Consider the following 20585-nt stretch of genomic DNA (forward strand, 5'->3'; position numbering starts at 1 on the left):
GCGAGCACCTCCGCCTCGTCGGCTCCCCCGGACGGATCGGGCCCGCTGCTCGTCGTCACCCTTCGCTCCCCTCGTCACGGTCGGCGCCCGGCCCCGGCGGATCCGGGTCCGGGCCGGTCGTCCACGCCACGACGTACGCGCGCGGCGGCAGCCCCGGAGGGTTGGCCACCTCCGTGCAGCCGACCCGGTACACGCTGTACGGGCCCCCCGGCGGGCCCGGCGCGCCCGGCGGGTCGGCCGCGTCCGTGCGGCGGCGGACGCGGACCGTCAGCCGGTCCGGCTCCGCCGCCGTCACCTCGATGTCCCGGGGCCGGCCGCGCAGTCCGGTGCCCTCCGCTTTGGCGACGGCCTCCTTGGCCGCCCAGAACCGGGTGAACCACACGTCCGCAGGCTCCGCCGAGCCGGCCCGGCAGGCCGCCAGCAGGGCCAGCTCCGCCGCCCCGAACACGGTCGCCGCGGTCGCGCCGCCCGGCTCGGCGATCTCCTCGATGTCGATGCCCGGCCCCGGTCCCGGCCCGACCGGGGCGTCGGCGGCGCGGGCGAGCGCCACGCCCGCCTCGGCCCGGTGCGCCACCGACACCCGCAGCGGCGGCAGCGTGCGCCCGTACCGGCCCGTGACGCGCGGCCGCCCCGACGGCTCGTTCTCCACGAGGAGTTCGGCGGGGAAGACGGGCCCCTCCCCGGCCTCCCACAGCAGGCGGCGCACCGCGTCCTTCGCCGCGATCCGGCCCAGCAGCCACTGCCGGCGGCCGCGCGGCGGCCGGGCGGCGTACGCGGCCCGTTCCGGCCCGCCCAGGGCGTTCCGCATGATCAGCTCGCGGGACGCCAGGTCGGGCCAGCGCTCGAACACCAGCGACCAGCCGCCGGGCCCGGCCGCCGAGAGGGTGTTGCGGTCGGGGAAGCGCTCCACCGGCCGGGTGTGCGGATCGTTGTCGAAGCGCCGGTCCTGCCAGCCCGAAAGCTCCGCCCACACCCGGCCCGCCACCGTCAGCACGGCGTCCGCCTCCAGCACGGTGTCCGTCAGGGACGTGATCCGCACCGTGCACTCCACCCGGGTGCCGGGCCGCGGGTCCGGGCCGTGGAAGCGCATCTGCCGCACCCGGACCGGGAAGACGACGGTCCGCTCGGTGCGCGTCGCCATGATCCAGTAGCCGAGGACCTGTCCCACGTTGTCCAGCAGACCGCCCGGTGCGGGCGGCACCGTCAGGACGGCCCGCACGTGCCGGTCGCCGATGGCGGTGAGCCGGCTCATCCCCCGGTAGGCAGGGCCGTGGAACATCCAGCGCTCCCGGTAGACCTCCTCCGCGGTGTGGTCGGGCACCCGCTCGCCCGCCGGGTCGGCCGGCACCGCGGGCGGCGGCTCCGCCGGCCACCGGCCGGCCAGCTCCACCACGGCGCGCGCATGCGGCCCGAACGACACCGCCACCCGGTCCGGGCCGCACGGGGCCACGGAGACCGGGACGTCCACCGGCTCGGCGGCCGTCAGCCACCGGTCGAAGCACGCGTCGTGCACCGCGACCGCCGCCCGCCCCGGAGCGGCACGCTCCGCCGCCGCCTTCATCAGCGCCGTGATCGTCGTCGCCGGCACCACCGGCCACCGGTCCGCCACGTCCGGCCAGTCCGCGCGCTGCGGGAAGAAGCAGTGGTCCAGCAGGTACGGCATGTGCTCCACCGACACCCGCACCGTCTCCCGGCGCGCAGCGGGCGCCGCGGGCGCGCGCCGGCGTACGCGGGTGCCCGGCCGCCCGGCCCCGGCGAGCAGCGCGGCGGCGGTCTGCGCCGTGCGCGCCGTCTCGTCCAGCAGCGCCGCCAACTCGGCGGCCACGGGCCCGCCGGCCGCGGATGCCGCAGCTGCGACCGCGCTGGGGGAGGGGTGCGGTGCGAGGGGCGGGCGGGCCGACGGGGGCAGCGACACCAGCGCCGCGCCGAGGTCCAGCCGGACCGGGCGCCCGGTGCGTGCCCCGGCGGCGCCGGGACGTGCCGTGCGCTCCGGCCCGGCATCCCGCCCGTCCACGGCCTCGGGGTCCGTGGCGGCGCCGGCCGTCCACAGCGCGGCCGCCACCCGCCGCAGCTGGGCCAGACCCCCGCGGCGCGCCGAGTTCGCGGCGACGACCAGGTGGTCGCGCGCCGCCAGGGTGTCCCCGACCAGGGAGCCGAGCTGTCCCGGGCCCACCTGGACGAAGACGCGGAAGCCGGCCTCGTACAGGGAGCCGGTGAGGACGCGGAAGCGGACCGGCTCCAGCAGGTGGCGAACGAACAGCTCGCGGACCCCCGCCGCGTCGGCCGGAAAGGGCCGGCCCGTCGTGCCCGACCAGACCGGGGTGTGCGGGGTGCGCAGCGGCAGCCGTTCGGCGGCCTCCCGGAAGGGCCCGATGCACGGCGCGAGCATCGGCGTGTGGAAACCCGAGCGGAACGGCAGGGTCCGCACCAGGACGCCGCCGGCGCGCACTTCGGCGGCGAACCGCCCGACCGCGTCGGGCGGTCCGCACACCATGCACTGGCCGGGCGCGTTGTCGTGCGAGACGACCACCCCCGGGTGACCGCCCCCGGCCAGCCGTTCCGCCACCCGGTCGGCGTGCGCGCCGACGGCCGCGTACGCCAGGTCGGCCGCCCGGACCGCCTCCGGGTCCAGGGCGGCCATGAACGCGTCCACCGCCTCCTCCTCGTACAGTCCGCCCGCGGCCATGGCCGTCCACTCGCCGACGCTGTGCCCGGCGACCGCGTCCGGTACGGCGCCGATGCGGCGCAGCGCGGCGTCGAGGAGGCGGCCGACGGCGACGACGCCCAGCCCGTGCCGGCCCAGCCCGCCGACCGCGGCAGGCCCGTCCGCTGCGGGGCCCGGCGGGGCCGGCGGGCGGGGCAGGCCGAACCGGTCGGCGACCTCGTCGACGCGCGGAGCGAACTCGGCCTCCAGGCCGGGGAAGAGGAACACCGTCCTGCCGGGCCCCGGTGAGGCCGCCCCGAGCAGGGGGCCGGGGCGGAACCAGACGTCGCCGCGGCCGTGCCACGGCGCGCCCTTGGCGACGGCCCGCCGGGCCAGGGCCAGCCGCTCCGCGGACGGCCCGACGACGGCCAGCCGCACCGGCCCCGCCGGGGCGGCGGCCTGCCCTTCGGCGTGTACCGCCGGATCGGGCGCGTCGAGAAGGCGGGCGAGGCCGCCGGGCGTCTCCGCGGCCAGGAGCAGGACGCGCTCCGGCTCGTCGACCGCCGTCCGGGCGCGCGGCCCCGGCGGGAGGGGCAGCGCGGCCGCCGGGGCGGAGGCGGGGGCCTGTTCGAGGACGACGTGCGCGTTGATCCCGCCGAAGCCGAACGCGTTGACCCCCGCCCGGCGCGGCCCGCCGCCCGGCCCCTCCTCCCACGGGGCCGCCTGCGCGAGCGGGCGGAAGCGCGTCCGGGCAAGCGCCGGGTGCGGGTCCTCGCAGTGCAGGGTCGGCAGCAGCACGCCGTGGTACACGGCCAGCGCCGCCTTGACGAGCCCGGCGATCCCCGCGGCCGGCATGGCGTGCCCGATCATCGACTTCACGGAGCCGAGCACGGGCCGGCCCGCCCCCTGCGAGGTGTCCGGCGGCCCGAACACCTGGTGCAGGGTGGCGAGTTCGGCGGCGTCGCCGGCCGGGGTGGCCGTCCCGTGCGCCTCCAGCAGCCCGAGGGAGCCCGGCGCGGCCGGGTCGAGGCCTGCGGCCCGCCAGGCCGCCCGTACGGCCCGTGCCTGCCCGGCCGGATCGGGGTTCACGAGGCCGGAGGCGCGGCCGTCGCTGCTCACGCCCGTACCGCGGACCACGGCGTAGACGCGGTCGCCGTCGCGCTCCGCGTCGGCGAGGCGCTTGAGCACCACCACGCCCGTGCCCTCGCCGATGAGCAGGCCGTCCGCACCGCGGTGGAAGGGGCGGATCCGCTCGCTCGGCGACAGGGCGCGCAGCTGCGAGAACACGCTCCACAGCGTGATGTCGTGGCAGTGGTGCACGCCCCCGGCCAGCATCACGTCGCACCGGCCGTCGGCCAGCGCGGAGACCGCCTGGTCCACGGCCAGCAGCGACGACGCGCACGCAGCGTCCACCGTGTACGCCGGCCCCCGCAGGTCCAGCCGGTTCGCGACCCGGGAGGCGGCCAGGTTCGGGACCAGCCCGATCGCGTCCTCCGGCCGGTCGGGGCCCAGCCGCTCGGTGAACGCCCGCCGCACCTCCTCCAGCCGGTCCGCATCCAGCCCCGGCAGCAACTCGGCCAGCGTGCACACCAGTTGGCGGGCGGTGCGGACGCGCTGGTCGAGGCGGACCAGCCCGGGCGTGAGGTAGCCGCCGCGCCCCAGGACGATCCCGACGCGCTCGCGGTCCGGCAGCCGGCCGGGCCCGCCGGCGTCGGCCAGCGCGTTCGCCGCCACGTGCAGGGCGATCAGCTGGTCCGGTTCGGTGGCGGGCACGGAGGACGGCATCACCCCCAGGCGGGCGGGGTCCACCTCCGCGACCGCGTCCACGAACCCGCCGCGCCGGCAGTACACCCGGTCGGCGGCAGCCGCCTCGGGCGCGCTCCCCGGGTGGTAGTAGGCGGCGTCCCAGCGTCCGGGCGGCACGTCCCCGACGAGGTCCGCACCGGCGCACAGGTGGCGCCAGTACGCGGCCAGGTCGGGCGTGCCCGGCAGCAGCACGGACATGCCGGTGATGGCGACGGGCACCGCGGGCGTGCCGCCCCCGTACGGGGCGCGGGCCGGGGAGTCCACCGTCACCACTCCGACGCGCTCAGGACGACGGCCCGCTCCGCCGGGTCGCCCCACGCCAACTCCCGCAGCAGGGCCTGAGCTCCCTCCTCGGGGTCGATCAGGCGCACCCCCCGCCGGGCGTAGTGCCGGGCCAACTCCGGTGCGACCATGCCGCCGTGGACGGGCGACGGAGCCCACGGCCCCCAGTGCACCGTCAGCGCCCGCAGCCCGGTGCGCGCCGCCCACGCCGCGCCGTACGCCTCCAGCGCGTCGTTGGCGGCCGCGTAGTCGGTCTGGCCGCGGTTGCCGAGGACGGCGGCGATGCTGCCGAACAGCACGGCGAAGCGCGGGCGTTCGCCCTCGGGCAGCTGCTCGACGGCCGCGAGGAGCGCGGCCGCGCTCAGCGTCTTCGTCCCGTGGACGCGGCGGAAGGACTCCGGCGACTTGTCGGCGATCAGCCGGTCCTCGACGATGCCGGCCCCGTGGACCACCCCGTCGATCCGCCCGTGCTCGGCGTGGATCTCCTTGACGGCCTGGAGGACGGCCGCCGCGTCCCGGCAGTCCACGCTGCGGTAGCGGGCCAGGCCCCCGGCTGCCCGTACGGCGTCCAGCGTGGCCGCCACCTCCCGCCGCGCCAGGACCAGGCCGGCGGCGCGCTCGACGTCGGCAGGCGAGGCGTACCGGCCGGTGCCGGCCAGGACGCCCCGCAGCGCCGCCCGGTCGGCCGCGGCCGCGGTCAGCGCTTCCTCCGGCCCGGCGGGCACGGGGGTCCGGCCGAGGATCTCGACCCGGCAGCGGGCCGCGGCCGCGATCACCGCCACGCACCGGGCCGTGATGCCGCGGGCGCCGCCCACCACGACGAGGACGGCATCCCGGTCCAACCCCAGCGCCTCCGCCTCCGCGGCGCCCGCCCCGGCCGGCCCCGCACCCCTGCCGGCGAGCGGCCCGAGCGGCGCCTCGACCAGCACCGGCGCGAACCGGCCCGCAGGCGTCCGCAGCACGACCGGCTCACCGCCGCCCGCGGCGGCCTCCTCCAGCAAGGCCTCGACGGCGCCCTCGGGCCCCGGCGCGGCATCCGCACCGAGCACCACGCAGCGCACCACCGCGTCCGGATACTCGCGGGCCGCGGCCCGCACCAGCCCGTCCACCCCGGCCGCCCGCAACCCGTACCCGGCCTCCCGGACGACGAACAGGCGCCGCGCACCGGCGCGCAGCACCGCCCGTACGACACCGAACCCGTCCGGCAGGAAGGCCCGCCCGCCCGCCTCGCCGAGCGCGTCCAGTACGACGACACCGTCGAGGGCGCCGTCCGCCACGGCCAAGCCGTCGCCGCCTTCACCGGGATCCACCCGGAGGGCACCCTGCGCGTCCAGCACCGCCGCCAGCCGGGCGGCCGTACCGCGCCACGCACCGGCCCCGTCGCCGAGGACCGCCCAGCGGCTTCCGGCAAGGTCCGGGGGCCCGGGCCGGGGGCCCACGACCTCAGCCTGCACGACCCGGTACCGCCGCGGCGCAGCCCCCACGGGATCGGGCGTCGCGCCGGCGGCGGCACGTGCCCCGGCGGCAGTCACCGCACCGGCCGCGGCCGCGGGGGCGTCGGCAAGGGCGTCGTCGACCGGGTGGCCCGCTCCCGGGCCGGCCCCGGGTTCCTCCGCAGCACCGGAGCCAGGGCCGGGCGCGGGGCCAGGCGCGTCGGCGGGCGCGGTGGCGGTCGCACGGGCGGCCAGCCAGGCGGCGATCGCGGTCGCCGTGCGCGCTCGCGCCAGTTCCTCCAGTTCCGCGTCGTCCAGCGCCATGGGCCCGGCGGCGTCCGCGGGGGCGAGCCTGCGGGCGAGTTCACCGGCGATCTCGGCGCGCTTGATCGAGTCGACGCTGAGGTCGGACTCCAGGTCGAGGTCCGGCTCGACCATGTCGAGGGGATAGCCGGTGCGTTCGGCGATCAGCTCCAGGACCGTCCGCAGGATCGTTTCGCCGTCGCCGGCTGCCCGCTCGGCCGCAGCATCCCGCGCCGGCCCCCTGCCGATGCGGCCGCGGTCGGCTCCGGCAGCGGCCGCCTGACCGGACCCGTACTCCGGCAGCGGCACCGGCACCGGCAGCGGCACCGGCAGCGGCAGGGACTGGGGCCCGGCGGCCCCCGGGGCCGCCTCCACCGTGCCGCCGAAGTAGGCCAGCAGGACGTCCCGCTGCGCGGCGATCACCTCCCGGCTGCTGCGCAGGAACTCGGCGACCAGCGCGTCCGGCGCACCCGGCGCCGCCTCTCCGGGGTTCGTCGCCACAGGTGCCTCCACAACGGGTCGGGCCGGCGCCAGGGCGCCGGGGAGCGGGTCGCCGGAGGCGGTGCGGACGAGGTGCCCGTCCACCGTCCAGCCGGGGGTGCGCGGGGCGGGGGCCCGGTCGGTGTCGACGGCGTCCCGCCCGCGGAACATCCAGTCGGCGGCCACCGGCAGCCCGGCGGCCGCGAGGCGGGCGACCGCGTCGAGGAAGCCGGCCAGGCCGCTGTCGGGCCGCGGCTCGCAGGCGACGGTCCGGTGCGGCCGGCCGGCCAGGACGTCCGAGACGAGCCGGGTCAGCACACACCCCGGACCGACCTCGACGAAGGTCCGGGCCCCGGCCGCGTACATCGCCTCGATCTCCTCCGCGAACCGCACCGGCGCCCCGATCTGGGCGGCGAGCTCCCCGCGCACCGCATCCGGGCCGGCCGGGTAGGGGCGGGCGGTGCGGTTGGCCCACACCTCGAACTCCGGCTCGTGCAGGTGCTGTTCGGCGAGGGCGCGGCCGAAGGGCTGCCCGGCCGCGGCGACGAGCGGACTGTGGAAGGCGCACGCCACCGGCAGCCGCTTCACGCCGAGCCCGGCCTCCCCCAGCCGGCGCACGGCCGCCTCGACCGCCGGCGTCGGCCCCGAAAGGACGCACTGCCGGGGCGCGTTGTGATTGGCGACGACCAGCCCCCCGGGCAGCGGCGGGCCGCCCAGCACCCGCCCGATGTCCTCCGGTGCGGCCGCCACCGCCGCCATCGCCCCGGGATCGGCGCCGACCGCGTCGAGGATGGCCGCGGCGCGCGCCGAACTCAGCCGCGGCAGCGCCTCCGCGTCGACGACTCCGGCGGCGCAGAGGGCGACCAGCTCGCCGTAGCTGTGGCCGGCCGCCATGTCGGGACGGATCCCGCAGCGGGCGAGGAGCTCGTACGCGGCGAGCTCCACCATGCCGAGGGCCGGCTGCGCGGCCCGCGTGTCGGTGAGGGCGCGCCGCATCTCCTCGCGAGCGGCGTCGTCGAACGCGGCCGGGGGGTACAGCGCCGCCGCGGCCCGGCCGCCGGCGTCCGCGTGGAGCAGCCGCCCGAGGCCGGGAAAGGCGGTGAAGAGGTGCGCGGACATACCGGGCCGCTGGCTGCCCTGCCCGGGGAAGAGGAAGACGGTGCGGCCGGCGCCGCCGGACCCGTCCCCCTCAGCCCGGTACACCCGTCCGCCGGGGGCGGCCCCGGCCGCAGCGTCCGCCCCGGCCCCGTCCGCCGCGGCGCGCAGCAGCCGGCACAGGTCCGCGAGGTCCCGTGCCGTGAAGGCGATGCGGATGCCGCCCCGCGCCCGCGCGGCTCGGCCCGCCGTCGTGGCGGCCAGGTCGCGCAGGCGCCACGGGGTCTCCCCGCGCGCCGCCGCGTCGGCGGCCTCCAGCAGGTCGGCCGCCGCCCGGCGGGCCGCCGCGGTGTCGGTCCCGCGGAACAGGAACAGCTCGGCCGGCCACTCGTCCCGGGTGTGCTCCGGCGGCGGCCCGCCTGCGTCGTGGCCGGCCAGTACCGCGTGGAAGTTGGTGCCGCCGAAGCCGAAGGCGCTCAGCCCCGCGTACCGCCGCCCGGGGGCGGCCGGCCAGGGCAGTGCCTCGCGGTGGAACACGAAGGGGCTCGCGCCCGCCTGCCAGGCGGGGTCCGGTCTCGACAGGTGGAGGGTCGGGGGCCGTACCCCCGTGTGCAGGGCGAGCGCCGTCTTGACCAGGCCGGCCAGCCCGGCGGCGCACTTCGTGTGCCCGATCTGCGATTTGACCGACCCGAGCACACAGCTCCCCGCGCGGGCGCCGGCCGCCTCGAACACCTCCGTCAGCACCCGGAGTTCCGTACGGTCGCCGACCACGGTGCCGGTGCCGTGCGCCTCCACCAGCCCGACGTCGGCCGGGGACACGCCGGAGCCCCGGTACGCGCGCTCCAGCGCGGCGCGCTGCCCCTCCGGCCGGGGCGCGGTCAGCCCCAGCGAGCGGCCGTCGCTGGACGCGCCGACTGCCTTGACCACCGCGTACACGCGGTCCCCGTCCCGCTCCGCGTCCGCGAGGCGCTTCAGGACGACGCAGGCGACGCCCTCGCCGAGGGCGATGCCGTCCGCGGACCGGTCGAACGCGCGGGAGCGCCCGGTCGGGGACAGGGCGCGGACGGAGGTGAAGAGGGCGTAGTCGTTGATGCCGTTGTGGAGGTCGGCGCCGCCGCAGAGCATCATGTCGCTCGTCCCGAGGACGAGTTCCTTGCAGGCGGCGTCGAGCGCGGCCAGCGACGAGGCACAGGCGGCGTCCACGGTGTGGTTGGGGCCGCGCAGGTCGAGGCGGTTCGCCACCCGCCCGGCGACGACGTTGGCGAGCACGCCGGGGAAGGTGTCCTCGGTGAGCCGGGGCAGCTGCCCGTCCAGCCCGGCCGGCACCCGCCCGTAGTAGGACGGCAGCACGGTCCGCAGCGTGGCGGCGTTCGACAGGTCGCTGCCCGCCTCGGTCCCGAACACCACGCCGGTCCGCGCCCGGTCGAAGGGCCGGCCGCCCTCGCCGCGGCCGGCGTCCTCCAGGGCGCGCCGGGACACCTCCAGTGCGAGCAGCTGCACCGGTTCGATGCTGCCGAGCGAGGCCGGGGGGATGCCGTAGCGCAGCGGGTCGAAGGGGATGCGGGGCAGGAAGCCGCCCCACCGGGAGGCGCTGGCCGGGCCGCTGCCGTCGGGGCCGGGGGAGCAGTGCACGTCCGGGTCCCAGCGCTCCGCGGGCACCTCGGTGACGGCGTCGCGGCCGTCCAGGACCTGCGCCCAGAACGCGGCGAGGTCCGGCGCCCCGGGGAACACGCAGGCCATGCCGACCACGGCGATGTCCAGCGGTGCGGGCGCACGCCCGCCGGACCCGGCGCCCGCCCGGTCCCGTGCCGCGGCCCGCAGGGCGGCACGCCGCCGCTCCAGGAAGGCCGCGGCGCCCGCGGTGACGGACTCGTGCAGCTCGGCGACGGTCGTCGCGCAGTCCCGCAGCACCGCGGCCTGTCCGGCCATGAACATGCCCTCGGCGTACTGGCGTTCCTCGTCGACGGGCGCCGTCGTGCCGGCGGCGGTGCGCTCGACGCCCTTGCTCGCCAGCCGCAGCCGGCCGACGTTCAGCCGCTCCAGACGCTCCCACACCTCCCGCTCGGGCGCACCGCCGGCGCGCAGCTCCGCCGCAAGCATCCGGAACCCCTCGCTGAACGGGCTCGGCACGCACCGGGTGGCGTGCCCGGGAGCCGTCCGCAGCAGCGCTGTCCGCTCGGCGGCCAGCACCTGCCGTTGGAACAGGGGCCGTACGGCGCCGTGGGCGACGGCCTCCCGCGTGAACAGGTAGGCGGTGCCCATCAGGACGCCGACCGCGCACCCGCGGGCGCTGAGCGGCGCGGCCAGGGCGGCGACCATGGCGGCGGAGCGGGCGTCGTGCACGCCGCCGGCGAAGAACACCTCCAGGGCGGGCGCGGCGCCGGGGTCCCCGGCCAGGTGGTCGAGCAGGACCCGGGTCTGCGCCTCCCACAGCGGGAAGCTGTTGCGCGGTCCGACGTGGCCGCCGCATTCGGCGCCCTCGAAGACGAACCGGCGCGCTCCCTCGGCGAGGTACTGGCGCAGCAGTCCGGGGGAGGGGGCGTGGAGGAACGTCCTTATGCCGTCGGCTTCCAGGGCGCGGGCCTGCGAGGGCCGGCCGCCGGCGATGACGGCATGGCTGGGCCGGTGCGCGCGTACCGCTTCGAGCTGGGCGGCGCGGGTCTCCTCGGGGGCGAAGCCGAGGACGCCCACCCCCCAGGGGCGGCCGTCCAGGGCGGCGGCCGCCTCGGCGAGCAGGGCGGCGGCCTGCTCGCGGCCGGCGAGGGCGAGGGCGAGGAACGGCAGGGCGCCGCCGTCGGAGACGGCGCGGGCGAAGTCCGCCCCGTCGCTGACCCGCGTCATCGGCCCCTGGGCGATCGGCAGGCGGGTGCCGAGGGTGCGGCTCATGGGGGAGCCGGCGGCGAGGGCGCGGCCTGCGGCGCCGTCGGCGGTCGCGGCGCGGACGGCTTCGGCGACGGCGCGCACGGCGCCGGCGGCGTCCCGGTGGCGGTCGGCGAACACGGCGGCCAGCGGGGCGTCCTGCCCGACCGGGAGGAGCTGGGTGTCGGGGTCCCGGCCGCCGAGCAGGGAGGCGATCCGGTCCGGGTCGTCGGGCAGGTCGAGGGGCGGCGCGCCGGGCGGCGGGGCCGCGGCCCGGCGCCGGTGCAGGAAGCGGTGGCCGCCCAGCTCGGTGGTCTCGGAGCCGTCCAGCGGGCGCAGTACGGCCGCCACGGCCGCGGGGAGCGCCGACTCCGCGAGAAGCGCCAGCTGCGTGTCGAGGACGACACCCGCGGCTCCGCCGGCGACGGCCGCGGCGGCCGTGCCCGGAGCGATGCCCCCGCAGGCCCACACGGGCGGCCCGTCGGGGCCGGCGGCGTCCAGGAGCTGCTGCAACAGGACGAACGTGCCGAGTTCGCCGATGCGGCCGCCGCATTCGCTGCCGCGGGCGACCAGGCCGTGCGCGCCCGCGTCCAGCGCGGCCCGTGCCTCGGCCAGGCCGGTGGCCTCGGCCAGCACCCGCACCCCGGGCGGCACGTCCTCGGGCCGCACCGCGGATCCTTCGGCGAGGAGCACCGTACGGGGTCCGCCCGGGCCGCCGAGCAGCCCGGCCGCGTCCCCCGGCCGTAATCGGCAGCGCGGGCCGACCCGCACCCCGAACCGCCCGGGCAGCCAGCCCCGCAGGTCGGCCAGGGCCGCACGGGCGGCCCGGTCACCGGATCCGAGGTCCAGGACACCCAGTCCGCCGCCGCGGGTGACCGCGGCCGCGAGGCGGGCATCGGGTTCGCCGAAGGGGGTCACTCCGATGACGTGCTCTGCCGGCGTCATAATTCTCCGAATATGCGATGGCGTTGCCCGGTGGGGGAATGTCGGCCAGGACGAAGGCCGCGGGAAGGCACAAGGTCGCGCGGGCCCGGAACGGTAATTCGGGCCTTTCGGTGAACGAAGCGAAGCTAGCGCCAAGTTACTGAAGGGTCAACGCTGCGTACCTGATCCGGGGCGGTCGGTGCGGGAGCGGACGTTCGGCGCCGGGCCGGAGGGGGTGGAGCGGGCGCCACCCGGGGAAACGCCGCACGAGGGCATCCGGGCAGCCGATCGGCGTGAATTCGCCGTAGTGCGGAGGGCGGTGCAAAAACACGAAGTGACTGGTCAGTAGCCTGAAATGCGGGAGACCGCGGCCGCCGCGCGCGGCCGCGGTCTCCCGCAGCGGAACGGCCGGATCACATGGGGTCCATGGTCGCGCCTTCCGGACCGCTCTCCCGTTCGATCCGCTCCCGGATGCGCAGGGCCTCGTCGGTAAGGCGCCGGCGTTCATCCGGGTCGGAGGCGTGCCGGGCCGCCAGCTCCAGCTCCTCGGCCTCCTCGCGCATGCGCCGGGCAGTGGGCTCGCCGGGCTGTTTCCCGTCGCTCATGGCATCCATCCTCGGGTGGGGGATCTGCCCCCTCACCCAACCAGCAGCAGAGGCCTCCGGGGCTGCCATCGGCCCCTGCCGCTGCCGTGTCGCGCCTGCCGCCGAGTCCGGTGCCGCCGTCCGGGTCGGGCCCCGGCCGACGGCTGTCACGGCATCAGCAGCGCACGCCGGGCTCGCAGGCGACGAGGCGGTCGTGGGCCTTCTTGTACGCGTCGGCCTTGGTGCGCGCCGCGCGGGCCGACGCGGTGTTGCCCTTCCTCCTGACCCGCCCTCAGGCGGTGCCGCCCCCGGCCGCCCCGCCCTCCGCCCCGGGCCCCGGAGCGGCCGCCGGCCCGGCCTGGGCGCGCCTGACCTCCGTGAGGTAGTCCAGCGCCTGCCGTCCGGACACCGTCGCGAGGAGCCGGTGCTCGTGCGACCCGCGCCGCGCCTCGTTCCGGGCGTTGACGAGTGCCTCCGCCCGCAGCACCAGCAGCGCCGCGAACCCCAGCACGCCCACCAGCCACCAGGGGGCGTCGGCCAGCACGCCCGCCCCCGCGGCCGCGAGGCCGCCGAGGGAGGGGAGGGCACGTGTCACGGTTGCGTGCAGGCTCATGGGAACTCCTTGATCGGCGGCGGTTCTTCCGGAGTTGGCAACCAGCCGTGCAAACGGCGCCGCGATGGCCAAGATGGGTGTGTCGAAGCGGGACGCGGACGCCCCGCGCGGCGCGCCGCGGACCCCGCGGCCGTCTGCGCCGGCCGGCCCCGAACGGTCCCGGCGACCACCGTTCTACGGCCCGCCGCACCCCGGCGACCAGGCCTTCCGGGCAGCGGTGAACGAATGAACGGCAGTGAACGGCTCGTGAAAGAGGAGAGCGGATGACAGGACGTGCCGGCCCGCGCCCCCGGGGGCCGCAGCGCCCCGATCCGGCCGCGGCCGCACCGGGGTTGCGGGTGTGGGCGCAGCTGATGCGCCGCGTCCACGACGAGCTGTACGAGGCCCGGGAGCCGGCCGACCGCCCCACGGTCACGGCCCTCGCCAGGGCCGCGAACCTCAGCCCGCCCTACGTCTCGGAGTCCTTCTCCGGCAAGCGCCGCCCCCGCCTGGCGCCGTTCCTGTCCATGGTCACCGCGCTCGGCGGCGACCCCCGCGAATGGGAGCCGCGCTGGCACCGGGCCTGGGCCGAACAGGACCCCGCCCCGTGCGAGGACCCGGCAGCCGGAGGGGCTCCGGCACCGGACCGGGCAGCGGTGCCGTCCGCCCGCCCCGCTGCGCTGCCCGGCGTCGACGACGACCGGGCCCCGGCCCCGGCGCCGCCCGGGGACGCCCCGGCCGCCGCCCTGCGCCGCTACCCCGTGCGCCGGCTCCTGCGGGCCGTCGCGGCCTGGCTGCTCGCGGTCCTCGCCTGGCCGGCCCGCTCCCGCAGGGACGCGTACGCGGCCCAACTGCGCCGCAGGCTCGTCAAACAGGTCCGGGACAGGACGGCCGTCGAACTCGGGCGCGCCGAGGCCCACCACTACCTCACCCCGCGGTTCGCGATCCTCACCGCGCCCGAGCACGACCGCAGCCACGCCGGCCGCGCCCGCCGGTCCCGACGGGCGCGGCGGGCCGAGCCCGTGGCCGTCCCCGCGCAGGCCGCCACCCTCCGCGCCCTCTACGAGGACACCGACGACCTGGTGCTGCTGGGCCGCCCCGGCATGGGCAAGACCACCCAACTCGCCGCTCTCGCCCACCGGCTGGCAGTGGAGGCGCTCGACACCCCGGACACCCCGGACGCCCCGGACGCGCCCCGTGACCGGAGTGCCGGGCACGTCCCGGTCTACCTGCGGCTGGACACGTACCGGGGCGAACCCGTCGAGGAATGGCTCGCCGCCGCCATGGCCCAGCAGTACCGGGGCGTCTCCGGCATCCTCGTCCGCACCTGGCTGCAGGAGCACCGGCTGGTGCCCGTCCTCGACGGCCTGGACGAGGTGCCCGAACCGGAGCGCAGCAGGTGCGTCGCCGAGCTGCGGCGGCTGCGCCGCTCCTGCCCCGGGATGGCGGTCGGCTGCCGCACGGACGAGGCCGACCTGCGCCGCCTCGCCCAGGACCTGCGTGCCCTGCGCTATGTCGAGGTGCTGCCTCCGTCCCGCCGGGACGTGCAGGACTTCCTCGCCGCGGACCGGGGGGCCCTCGCCGACGTGCACGCCGCGCTGGAGGGCGATCCGGACCTGTGGCCGCTGTTCCAGTCGCCGATGATGCTGAACTTCATCCGCCTCACCTACCGCAACCGGCCGGCGGACGACCTGCGTGCGCCGGGCAGCCTCGCCGAGCGCCGCGGCCGCATCCTCGACGCCTACACCCGCGAGTGCCTGCGCCGGGAGCGCCCCCGCCCGGACGCGGACCCGGAGCGCACCCTCACGTGGCTGGCCTCCCTCGCGCGGATGCTCACCGCACGCAAGGAGCACGTGCTGTACCTGGACCGCCTGGACCTGACCTGGCTGACGCCCGCGGAGCAGGTGCTGCCGCGGATCGTCCCCAACGTCGTGATGGCGGTGGCGGCCCTCGGGCTGCCCGTGGTGTGGCTGGCGGCGGCCGTCCCGGCCGGGATGCTGGACACGAGCGTGCGGGACGCCGCGGCCCTCGCCGCGGCGATGGCGGTGAACGTCGCGGCGCAGGCGTACCAGTCGGAGAAGCACCACCTCGCCAGGGGCGGCGGCCCCCGCGCGGAGCAGCGCGGCGCGGTCGCCGCGCCGATGGCGGCGAACGCGCCCGCCATGGTCCTCATCCTGTGCTGGCTGGTCTTCGTGGTGGAGGCCGACCTGACGGCGCCAGGGTGCTGGATCGTGGGGCTCGCCTACGCATGGGTGGCCCTCACCCAGCTCGAAGCCTCGTTCACGCCCGTGTTCCAGCCCGTCGAGCAGATGCGGTGGACGTGGTTCCGGCAGGAGCTGATGATCTACTCGTCGCCGCTGAAGTACCACCTCGCGCGCGGACTGCTGTCCGGCCTCGTCTCGGTGGCGCTCATCTGCCTGCTCGGATACGTCGTCCTGCTGCTGTGCCCGCAGCCCGCGTGGATCGCGCCGGCCGCCGCGGTGTTCCTCGGCTTCCTGTACGCCTTCGGAAACCAGTTCGAGCCGTCGCTGCAGGACCGCCGCCCCCGCCCGAACGAAGGCGTCCGCCGCTCGGTCCGCTTCTGCCTGGTCCACGGCCTCGCGGGCCTGGCCGCAGCCGGCCTCGGCCTGCTCGCCCTGATCGCGGCGGCCGCGCCCGGCGGGGACTCGCTGCGGAGGGCCGCGTTCGCCGCGGCCCTGCTGGGCGGGCAGTTCGCGGTGATCCGCGGCTTCCGGTTCGGCGGGCTGGCCGTCGTACACCACTGGACGGTCCGCGCGGTGCTCGCGCAGCGCGGCCGCACCCCGTACCGCTACCGGCGCTTCCTCGACGCGGCGGAGCAGCGCGTCCTCCTCCACCGCACCGACAGCGGCTACTTCTTCCCCCACCGCCTGCTCCAGCTCCACCTGGACGCCGCCCCGGAGGACCTCCTCCCCAGACTCCTGCCCCCGCCGCCGTGAGCGCCGCCCCCGGCACACCGCGGGGCCGCGGCCCCGCGCGTCACCGGCGCCAGAACAGGTGGTGCACCACCCCGCTCGGGCTCGGGACGGTCTCCAGGTGGAAGCGGTCGAGGAGGTCCTGCGGGGAGTCCCACAGCTTCAGCCCCGACCCGAGTTCCACCGGCGAGACCGCCACGTGGAGGGTGTCGACGAGGTCGGCGTCCAGGAACTCGCGGATCGTGCGCACTCCGCCGCCGAGCCGCACGTCCTTGCCCCGGGCGGCCTCCCGCGCCAGGTCGAGGACGGCCGCCGGCTCGCCGGACACGAAGTGGAAGGTGGTGTCGGAGAGGGTGAACGAGGGCCGCGGGTGGTGGGTCAGCACGAACACCGGCGTGCGGAACGGCGGCTCGTCGCCCCACCAGCCGCGCCACGCGTGGTCCTGCCAGGGGCCGCGCTGAGGCCCGAACTTGTTCCGGCCCATGATCTCGGCGCCGATGTTGTGGGTGAAGTCCCGCGTGAAGTAGTCGTCCAGGCCCCGGCTGCCGCCCGGCTCGGTGCGGTTCGGCCAGCTCGCCGTGGCACCGGCCCACGCGAACATCCTCCCCGGGTCGACGTGCCCGAAGGGGCGCTCCAGGGTCTGGTCCTCCCCGGCCCCGATCCCGTCGCTCGACACGTTGAAGTTCTGGACCCTCAGCAACTGGGCCATGTGCACGTCCTCCTCGGGTTGCCGGCGGTGTGCGGCAGACCGTTCCGGCCGCCGCACCCCATCGGTGCGACTGGGGCGGGGGCAGGGGCAGGGCCCGCGCCGGGCCAGCCGCCAGTCTGGCAGCAGCGGCCCACACCGCCCGGGAACGGCGCCGCTCCGGTCTGCCCGGGTCGGCGCAGGAGCCGGTGAACCCCGGCGGGACGCCCGCGCCGCCCCCGGCAGGGAGCGCGTACCGCCGGAAACCGGGGAACGGTACTCAGGAGAGCTGAGTACGGGCGCTCATGATCCGCCCACCCCGGCCGGCCTACGGTGGCGCCATGACGGCACACCCCCCGACCCCCGAGCAGCCCCCGACTCCGGCGGGCGACCCGCGGCCGGGGACCTCCGCGGCTCCCGCGGCCGCGGCGCCGGGCCGGTTCACGGGGTGCGGGGCGGCGCTGCTCGCGGCGGCCGTGCTGGCCTGCCTCGGGCTCGTGGGACTGCACGAGCTGGAGCGCGGCATCGACGGGTACGGGCAGCTGGAGGAGACCTCCGGCGCCGACGGCGGTGTGGCCGACCCCCTCGCCGTGGGCCGCACCGCACGGTACGAGGACGGCCTGAAGGTCACCGTCGGCGCACCCCGCCGGGGAGCCGACGGCACCCACCTCATCACCGTCACGTACCGCAACGACACGGACGGGGAGCAGCGCATCGGCGGCGACTCCGCCGAGACCGCCGTCTCCGAGTACGGGGAGGCGCCCCTCGTCGTACGCGCCGGGCGCTCCCTGGACCGCCACACCTCCGGCGGCGTGCGGTGGTCCAACCGCGGCGAGTCCGCCGCGGCCCTGCTGCCCCCGCTGGCCGAGGACGGCAAGCGCACCGTGCCCGTACGGCTCACGGCCGACCGCACGGGCACGACCGTCACCGTCGAGGTACGGCCCCCGGACGACGGCTACCGCGAAGCCGCCTACTGGGAGTTCACCCTCGACTGAAGCCCCGCCCATGCGCGCAGCCGTTCGCAGAGCCGCACATGGGAGTGATCCGGGCCGCGGCCCGGCGACCCGCCCGCCACACGGCCGTTGTACCTCCTGTCTGCCCGGCCCTCCCGCCACAGGAGCAACACGTGACCCGCACCTCGCTGCCCGCCCCCGCCGGCCTGCTCCGCCGCATCCTCGGCGAACAGCGCATCGGCCTGGTGGCCTGGAGGCTGCTCGTCCTGCAGACCGCACACCCCGCCGTCGCGGCCGGCACCGCCCACTACTCCACCTACCGGGCCCACCCCTGGCGGCGCATCCAGCACACGATGGACAGCGGCACCCGCCTGTTCTTCGCCGGCCCCGAGGACCGGGAGCGCGAAACCGCCCGGCTGGCGCGCACCCACCGGCGCATCCGCGGCACCGACGACGCCGGACGGCCCTACACCGCAGAGGACCCGGAGGTCCGCGCCTGGGTCATGGTGACCCTGTACGAGGCCATGACCGCCATGCGCACCCTCTCCGGCGACCCCCTCACCGCCGTCGAACTCGACACGCTGTACGCCGAGTTCAAGGAGGTCTGCGCGGCCCTCGACATCCCCGCGGAGTCACTGCCGCCCACCGCCGCCGACGTGCCGGCCTACGTCGACCGGACCGTCCGCGAGGTCCTCGAATACGGCGAACAGGTCCGCTACCTGCTCTTCGACATGCTCCGCGAGGCGCCCGCACCCCGCCGCCTCGGGCGGCTCCGGCCCCTCTGGCCGCTGCTGCGCGCCGTCGCCGCCCGGACGCTCACCGCGCTCACCGTGGCCGACCTGCCGCCCGCCTGGCACGAGCGGTTCGGCACGCCGCGCCCCCGCAGCGCCGCCGCCCTCTCCTGGGCCGTACACCGCGGCATGCGGCAGATCACGACCCTCCTGCCCGACCGCGTACGGTACCGGCACCACCCCGACGGCGGCACCGGCGCGCGCCCCGCCCGCCAGGGCCGGCCGCGCCGGGCGGTGCCCGCGCTGCGCCTGCCGCGGCCGCGCACCGCCGACTCCCGTCCGGCCCGCCTGGAGGCCTTCTTCCGCCAGGTCCTCGACCAGACCGGCGACGGACGCGTCAACTCCGCCGACCTCCAGGCCATGGTCCACAACGTGTGCTGGCAGCTGGAACTCCCGGCGGAGCAGGAGGACGTGCTGTACGCCGCGTTCGAATCCTGGTGGCGCCACCTGTGCGCGGGCACGGACGCGGACGGCGACGGCGGCGTGGACTGCGCGGAGTTCGTCACCGCCATGCTGACCGGGCTCGACCGGGACCCGGACTACCTGGAGAAGGGCCTCGTCCCGGCGATGCGCGCCCTGTTCCGCGCGGCTGACACCGACGGCAGCGGGCACCTGTGCGCCGACGAGTACCGCACCCTGTTCGGAGGGAAGCGCATCCACCCGGCCGAGCTCAACCACGGATTCCGGCAGCTCGACGCGGACGGCGACGGCCGTGTCGCCGAAGCGGAGTTCGTCGCCGCGTTCACCGACTTCTTCACGGCCCGCACGGACTCCGCGGCCGGAACGGCGCTCCTCGGCCGGCCGTGAGGCACCCGGGGGACGGCCGCGCACGGCGGCCGTCCCGCGGTCCGCGCCGTCAGCGCGCCGTACGGGCCCGGATCTCCTCCGCCGTCAGGTAGGCGTCGGTCTGCTCGAACTCCCGCAGCGTGGCCGGCCGCCGCTCCTGGAAGCCGGTCCGCACGAAGTCGTCGCCGGCCACCGCGTTCAGCAGCCAGTTCGTCAGGACGCGGGTCTTCGCGACGCCAGTCCGCAGCGCCCCCCAGTGGTAGCCGCGCGCCACCGCCTGCGCCGGCAGACCGCGCAGCGGCACCCCCAGCGGCTTCGACACGGCGTCCGTACCGCCGAGGTCCACGACGAGCCCCAGGTCGCGGTGCCGGTACGGGCGCAGCGGCTGCCCGCGCAGGGCGGCGATCACATTGTCGGCGACCGTACGCCCCTGCCGCGAGGCGTGCTGCGCGGTGGGCGGGCAGACGGCCCCCTCGGTGCCCTGCGCGAGGTCGGGCACCGCGGCGGCGTCGCCCAGCGCGAACACCCCCGGCGCACCCGGCACGGCCATGTCGGGGGTGACGGCGAGCCGTCCCCGCTCCGTGGGCGTCCCCAGGGTCGCCACCAGCGGGCTCGCCGCGACGCCGGCCGTCCAGATCAGCGTACGGGTGGGCAGGACGCGCCCGTCGGTGAGCGTCACCTCCGCGGCACCGGCCTTGGCGACGCTCACCCCGAGGGAGACCTCGATGCCGCGCCGGCGCAGCACGTCCAGCGCGGCACGCCCCAAGGCGTCGCCCAGCTCCGGCATCAGCCGCGGGGCCAGATCCACGAGGTGCCAGCTGATCCGGCGCGCCTCCAGGCGCGGGTAGCGCTCCACCGCATGCGTGGTCAGGCGCTGGAGGCACGCGGCCGTCTCCGTACCGGCATACCCGCCGCCCACCACGACGAACCGCAGCCGGCCGTCCCGCTCGGCGGGGTCGCCGCACGCGTCCGCCAGATCGAGCTGCGCGATGACGTGGTCGCGCAGGTACGCGGCCTCGGCGAGGGTCTTCATGCCCCGCGCGTGCTCGGCAAGCCCGGGGATGTCGAAGGTCCGGGTGACGCTCCCGGGAGCCAGGACGAGGTGGTCGTACGGCCGGTCGGTGAGGTCCCCGCTGATCGTGCGCACCACGCACACCTTCGCCGCCGGATCCACACCGACCGCGGTGCCCGGCAGGATCCGCGTGCGGTTGCGCTCACTGCGCCGCAGCGACACGGCCACCGACTGCGGGGTCAGCACCCCGGAGGCGACCTGCGGCAGCAGCGGCAGGTACAGCTGGTAGGAGTTCGGGGTGACGACCGTGATGTCCGCCTCCCCGGGCATGAGCCGGCGCTCCAGCCGGCGCACGCACTCGACGCCGGCGAAGCCGGCACCGACCACGAGGATCCTCGGTCGAGCCATGGGTGTCTTCCCTTC

General features: G+C 77.5%; 9 protein-coding genes. 3 read left to right on the top strand and 6 right to left on the bottom strand.

Annotation, left to right across the window (positions count from 1 at the left end; translation table 11 throughout):
- Window positions 1–55 precede the first annotated feature (55 nt).
- The 4 genes from MUK52_RS30230 to MUK52_RS30245 all read right to left on the bottom strand — a co-directional run bounded on the left by MUK52_RS30230 (window position 56) and on the right by MUK52_RS30245 (window position 13023).
- Window positions 56–4648: a type I polyketide synthase gene (locus MUK52_RS30230; protein ID WP_284581803.1), complete on the bottom strand. Its 4593-nt coding sequence runs from the start codon at window positions 4646–4648 to the stop codon at window positions 56–58.
- A 68-nt stretch (window positions 4649–4716) separates the two neighbouring features.
- Entirely contained in the window at window positions 4717–11847 is a 7131-nt protein-coding gene (locus tag MUK52_RS30235; protein WP_284581535.1) for a type I polyketide synthase, read from the bottom strand.
- A gap of 392 nt (window positions 11848–12239) precedes the next feature.
- Window positions 12240–12431, bottom strand: a complete 192-nt coding sequence (locus MUK52_RS30240; RefSeq protein WP_284581536.1) for a DUF6381 family protein — start codon at window positions 12429–12431, stop codon at window positions 12240–12242.
- 271 nt (window positions 12432–12702) lie between these two features.
- Window positions 12703–13023 carry a hypothetical protein gene (locus MUK52_RS30245; RefSeq protein WP_284581537.1) on the bottom strand — a complete coding sequence of 107 codons (321 nt, stop codon included), beginning with the start codon at window positions 13021–13023 and terminating at the stop codon, window positions 12703–12705.
- Window positions 13024–13286: 263 nt separating this feature from the next.
- Here MUK52_RS30245 and MUK52_RS30250 point away from each other — a divergent pair, with 263 nt between their 5' ends.
- Entirely contained in the window at window positions 13287–15959 is a 2673-nt protein-coding gene (locus MUK52_RS30250; protein ID WP_284581538.1) for an NACHT domain-containing protein, read from the top strand.
- Between the two features lie 40 nt (window positions 15960–15999).
- On the opposite strand, the gene MUK52_RS30255 is transcribed toward MUK52_RS30250, so the two are convergent.
- On the bottom strand, window positions 16000–16644 hold the full coding sequence (locus MUK52_RS30255; RefSeq protein ID WP_284581539.1) for a dihydrofolate reductase family protein: 645 nt from the start codon (window positions 16642–16644) through the stop codon (window positions 16000–16002).
- Between the two features lie 317 nt (window positions 16645–16961).
- Between MUK52_RS30255 and MUK52_RS30260 the strand changes: the two genes are divergently transcribed.
- Together MUK52_RS30260 and MUK52_RS30265 are read left to right on the top strand one after the other, a co-directional pair.
- Window positions 16962–17615, top strand: a complete 654-nt coding sequence (locus tag MUK52_RS30260) for a hypothetical protein (RefSeq protein WP_284581540.1) — start codon at window positions 16962–16964, stop codon at window positions 17613–17615.
- Between the two features lie 131 nt (window positions 17616–17746).
- The gene (locus MUK52_RS30265) at window positions 17747–19171 is read left to right on the top strand and encodes an oxygenase MpaB family protein (RefSeq protein ID WP_114055990.1); all 1425 of its coding nucleotides are present in this window, start codon (window positions 17747–17749) and stop codon (window positions 19169–19171) included.
- 49 nt (window positions 19172–19220) lie between these two features.
- Here the strand turns inward: MUK52_RS30265 and MUK52_RS30270 are convergent, their stop codons facing one another.
- A complete protein-coding gene (locus MUK52_RS30270) occupies window positions 19221–20570 on the bottom strand; it encodes an NAD(P)/FAD-dependent oxidoreductase (RefSeq protein WP_284581541.1) in 1350 nt (449 codons plus the stop codon).
- Between the last annotated feature and the right edge of the window lie 15 nt (window positions 20571–20585).

The sequence above is a fragment of the Streptomyces sp. 2P-4 genome (assembly GCF_030167965.1).
Lineage (GTDB): Bacteria > Actinomycetota > Actinomycetes > Streptomycetales > Streptomycetaceae > Streptomyces > Streptomyces globosus_A.